A 5560-nucleotide genomic window follows, 5' to 3' on the forward strand; every position below is an offset into this window, starting at 1 on the left:
TGTCGCGCCCGCGGCGATTTGGGAAGTCGCTGCTGGTGAGCACAATGGAAGCCATTTTTAAGGGCAACAAAGCCTTGTTTAAGGGGCTGTGGATTGAGAATAATTGGGATTGGACACAACAATTTCCTGTGATTCGCTTGGATTTTGGGGGGATGGCACTTCACACGCCGGAGGCTTTGGTTCGTTCGTTAAAGGCGTCTTTGAAGGAAATCGCGCAAGCGAATGAAATCGTGCTTGAAACGGACGATGTAGCCCACCAATTTAGCGAGTTAATTCACAAACTGCATCAATCCAAAAAGCAGCAAGTAGTGGTTTTGATTGATGAATATGATAAACCAATCATCGACCATTTGAGCGATTTGAAAAAGGCTAACAAAATGCGCACCATTCTTCATGATTTCTATCAGGTGATGAAGGCTGCCGATGAGCATTTGCGTTTTGTGTTTTTGACGGGCGTATCCAAATTCTCCAAAGTATCTATCTTTTCGGGGTTAAACAATCTGCGCGATATTACACTTGATGAGCAATTTGCCACCATCTGTGGCTATACACAAGCCGAATTAGAATCCAATTTTGACGCTCATATTGAACTGTTGGCGGCAAAAGGACAAGCAACCAAACAGGAAACGATAGATGAAATAAGGCGTTGGTACGATGGCTATTCTTGGGATGGTTTCAACTTTGTCTATAATCCCTTCTCAACTTTATTGCTGTTTGCGGCAAGGGTGTTTAAAGACCATTGGTTTGCAACGGGTTCGCCCACTTTTTTGGTGGATTTGATTAAGGAACGAGGGGATGTGAGGCTTTTGTTGGAACCGACTCAAATGACTGCTACTGAGTCTGATGCCTTTGATATTCAAAAGATAAACACCAAAGTGCTGTTGTTTCAGACAGGCTACCTCACCGTCAAAAAAATCATCCAAAGTCAGTTTAACAAAACACTGTCTTATACCTTGGAAGTTCCGAACGAGGAAGTTCGTCTGGCAATGCTGACACATATCATGGCAAGTTATACTGATTATTCGCTGACAGACGTTGCCACAATGCAAGACAGCATGATGCAACAATTGTTGGACGGCGACCCAAAGTCATTTGAGCGCAACCTGCAAGCGATGTTTGCCCGCATCCCCAACCAATTGTGGGGAAAAAATGAAAAGTATTATCATTCCATGCTGCTGTTGTGGCTCAATATGCTGGGCTTCAAGGTGGATGCCGAAGTGAATACCGACAAAGGGCGCATTGATGCCGTGTGGACATGGCAAGAGCGGGTAGTAGTCGCAGAGATTAAATACGCCAACGCGCGAACAACCACAACTGATGCACTGTTAGACGAGGCATTGGCACAAATCCACGCTCGGCGGTATTATGAACGCTATGCTGGCGAAAACAAGCGCATCGCGCTCTTGGGCGTGGCTTTTGCAGGGAAAGAGATTGCCTGTCGGATGGAAGAATTAGTTGTACCTTTGCATCATCGTACAAAAAATGGATAAAGAAACTCTGCTTAAGCGTTTGTCGGATGTCGAATGGGACGATTTTGAAGTCAAGGCGGCATCTGTGGAACTTCCCAAGGATGCTTGGGAAACGGTCAGTGCGTTTTCCAACTCTTCGGGAGGCTGGCTTGTGTTGGGTGTTGCCCAGCACGGGAAAACGTTTGAAGTGACGGGCGTGAATAATCCGGAAAAAATGGAGCAAGATTTAGTAACCACTTTGCGTTCTAAAAACAAATTTAATGTAGTAATCAAACCTGATTGTAATAAATATGATATTGAAGGGAAAACCGTTTTGGCGTTTTATATCCCATCGGCGGAGGTAAAACCCATCTATTTCAATTCGTTGCAAAACACGTTCATTCGTGCAGCCAGCGGCGACCAGCGGGCAACGGAATACGAAATCAACGCGCTATATCGCGACCAATCGTTTGGCATGATGTCGTCCAAACCTGTTGAAGGTACATCGGTGGACTCATTCAATAAAGCATCCTACAAAAATTTTCGCGATTATCTGAGGCGAATGTTACCGGAATTGACTTATAATGCGCTGGATGACAATACTTTCAATCATAATTTGCAATTAGTCAAAAATGATAAATTGACTTATGGCGGCTTGCTGTTTTTAGGCGACAATGATGAAATACAAGACCGCTTTCCGGATTTCAGAATAGATTATTTGGAAATTCCCGGCTTGTCGTATGCAGATGCCGAGCCGCGTTACACCTACCGCGTTCAAGAGCAGGAAAATCTTTGGGAATACTACTTTGTGCTTGTTCAACGCCTGCGCATTTATGCCGATAATCCGCTGTATATCGGCGATTTAGGCATTGGTCGCGAAGACAATAAGCAGTTGGATGCGTTGCGCGAAGCCCTAATCAATTTGCTGATTCACGCGGATTATTTCAGCCCGATGAAGCCGCGCATCCGCGTTTTCACTAACCGGATTGAATTTGAAAACCCCGGAACATTGCCGCGCCCGATTGCCGAACTGATGAAAGAGGACGTTTCCGTCCCCCGCAATCCGGTATTGGCAAAACTGTTTCGCACCGCCAAACTATGCGAAAATGCTGGCTACGGCTTCGACAAAATGCTCGTATGGAAGCAAGAAACCCAACAAGAAGTGTTATTTGAAACCACAATTGACAAAACAAAAATCACATTTATGCTAAAAGACGGCAAAGTTGATATGTCGGGATGGGTAGAAAAAGGGACAGAAGAACAGGAGAGAAAAATAGGAGAGAAAACAGGAGAGAAAACAGGAGAGAAAACAGGAGAGAAAACAGAAAACTTCACTGAAAAGGGGACAGAAAACTTCACTGAAAACTTCACTGAAAAGGGGACAGAAAACTTCACTGAAAACTTCACTGAAAAGGGGACAGAAAAGGGGACAGAAAAAGGAAAAGACCTAGAAAAAGGGACAGAAGAAGAGGAGAGAAAAACAGGAGAGAAAACAGAAAACTTCACTGAAAACTTCACTGAAAAGGGGACAGAAAAAGGGACAGACCTAGAAAAAGGCACAGAAAAGGTTACAGAAAAAGAGAAAGACCTAGAAAAAGACATAGAAAAAGGCACAGAAAAGGTTACAGAAAAAGAGAAAGACCTAGAAAAAGACATAGAAAAAGGCACAGAAAAGGTTACAGAAAAAGAGAAAGACCTAGAAAAAGGCACAGAAAAGGTTACAGAAAAAGGAAAAGACATAGAAAAAGGCACAGAAAAGGTTACAGAAAAAGGAAAAGACCTAGAAAAAGGCACAGAAAAGGTTACGGAAAAAGGAAAAGACCTAGAAAAAGGCACAGAAAAACAGAAAAGAAAAGCAGGAGAGAAAACTGAAAACTTCACTGAAAACTTCACTGAAAACCTTCGCTCTATATTCGGTTACATACAGGGAAATCCGCACATCACGATAGATGAATTGGCAAAAAACCTAAATATTTCTCGACGGGCAGTAATAAATAATACAAACAAACTCAAAGCCAAAGGCTTACTGAGGCGCGAAGGTCCCGACAAGGGCGGCAAATGGGTAATTATTGAATGATATTGAAGAACTTAAATTTATATGCACAATGAGAATAGGATTTGATGCCAAGCGGGCGGTGCAAAATAATACGGGCTTGGGGAACTACAGCCGGTATGTGATTGAAACAGTGTCGGATTATTTTTCCGACAATCACTATGTGTGTTTTGCCCCCAAGAAAAAGGAAAATAGCCGATTAAAGACTATTCTTGCGCGAACAGACATTTCTTTTGTATTTCCGAGAGAAATTTTTAAACTGTTTCCGTCGCTTTGGCGGCTTTTTGGGGTCAAAAGGGATATTAAGGAGCAGAAAATCGCTGTTTTTCATGGACTTAGCAACGAGTTGCCTGTTGGAATTGAAAAAACATGTGTCAAAACGGTGGTAACGATTCATGATTTGATTTTTCTGCACTATCCGGAGTATTACAAACCCATTGACCGGAAGATTTATCGGGCGAAGTTTAAACGTGCCTGCGAAAAAGCGGATAAAATAATTGCCGTCAGCGAGTGCACCAAACGCGATATTATAGCATTTTTCCATATTCCCGAAGAAAAAATAGAGGTAGTTTATCAAGGTTGCCATCCGAATTTTCGCCGGGATGCACCTGCGAGTGCGCCCCAATTGGAAAAATATAACTTGCCTCACCGTTTCATTTTATCTGTCGGCAGCATCGAAGCCCGTAAAAATTTACTGTTGCCCGTCAAAGCGTTGAGCAAAATTCCGGAAGACGTTCACTTGGTTGCCGTGGGCAAACCCACGCCCTATCAGGCGGAAGTGGAGGTGTATGCCGCAAAAAAAGGCTTATCAACCCGCTTGCATATTCTTAATAATGTGGCATTTGAGGATTTGCCCGCCATTTATCAATCTGCGGCGGTGTTTGTCTATCCGTCCTTTTTTGAGGGATTTGGCATTCCCATCATTGAGGCGTTGAGCTGTGGTGTGCCGGTGATTGCGGCAACGGGGTCGTGTCTTGAAGAGGCGGGCGGTCCCGATTCTGTCTATATTGCCCCCAATGATGATGCAGAATTGGCAAAGAAAATAAACACAATTTTAGGCAATAAGGGACTATCCGACAGCATGATAGCCGCCGGCAAAACGTATGTGCAGCGGTTTTCGGAAAAGGCGATTGCAGAACAGTTGATGCAAATTTATAGATTGCTCTAAAAAATAATACCCCTTGTTTATATTCAAAAAAATTGTACCTTTGCACTTGTAAATTTTTAATATATCACAATATGCAAACATATAAATATGACACAAGAATTTCAGAAGAGGGCGTTATAACCCTCCCTTTTGAGCCGCAACTTTTTAACATGGAAGTGGAAATTATCATCGTTCCTAAACCGCAGCCGGTCAAAAAAGAGAAAGAGTATTCGGCTTTAGATTTCGTGAGAGATTGGACCGGTATTTTTAAAAATATGACGGATGAGGAATTAGATAATGCCAAGTATGAATACCTAATGGAAAAACATAAATGATAAAAGCATTGAATTAGATGTTATTATCACGAGAAATATAAAAGATTATCAGCCCCTTAGTAAAATACAAATTGTGTCCCCTGCCGATTTTATAAAAAATAATAAAAAATAGAATAGGATTTGCCGCCAGACAGGCAATGGGCAACGCATTAAAATATTTTATGACTATCCGCAATCATACCACTTGGGTTTCGCTCCTTGTCCCGCAGGGACAGCACAATGCGGCGTTCTGTGTCCCGCAGGGACAGTACTTTATTAACCGTAGACTTCAGCCTACGGGAGTGACGGAGCCCACCCTCCTTAGTCCCGCATGGGACGACACATTGTTATTCAGCAAAATTGCACCCATCTCAAGTGCCGTCCCATGCGGGACTAAGGACTGCGTTGCCCACCTATACCGTAGGCTGAAGTCTACGGTTAATAAAGTGCTGTCCCTGCGGGTAGGGTGTTCAAACGGATTTGCAAAACTCATCAAAAAGCACTACCTTTGCGCCTTATAAACAATTAAATAATAGCAATTTATGAAAACGAAGCGCGAAGAAAAATTAGAGAGAGAGTTGCAATCCTGCCGTCAAGA

4 protein-coding genes are annotated in these 5560 nt (G+C 42.9%); all 4 read left to right on the forward strand.

Annotation, left to right across the window (positions count from 1 at the left end; all coding sequences use genetic code 11):
- Positions 1-1490: ATP-binding protein (locus ASC50_RS04690; protein ID WP_056928766.1), on the forward strand; the 1490-nt coding region annotated here is incomplete at its 5' end.
- Positions 1483-3525, forward strand: a complete 2043-nt coding sequence (locus ASC50_RS04695; protein WP_055431181.1) for an RNA-binding domain-containing protein — start codon at positions 1483-1485, stop codon at positions 3523-3525. The genes ASC50_RS04690 and ASC50_RS04695, both read left to right, overlap by 8 nt.
- A gap of 28 nt (positions 3526-3553) precedes the next feature.
- The gene (locus ASC50_RS04700; RefSeq protein ID WP_055431180.1) at positions 3554-4669 is read left to right on the forward strand and encodes a glycosyltransferase family 4 protein; all 1116 of its coding nucleotides are present in this window, start codon (positions 3554-3556) and stop codon (positions 4667-4669) included.
- Positions 4670-4740: 71 nt separating this feature from the next.
- Positions 4741-4983 carry a hypothetical protein gene (locus ASC50_RS04705; protein ID WP_055431179.1) on the forward strand — a complete coding sequence of 81 codons (243 nt, stop codon included), beginning with the start codon at positions 4741-4743 and terminating at the stop codon, positions 4981-4983.
- Positions 4984-5560: the final 577 nt, after the last annotated feature.

This window comes from Candidatus Symbiothrix dinenymphae, assembly GCF_001431085.1.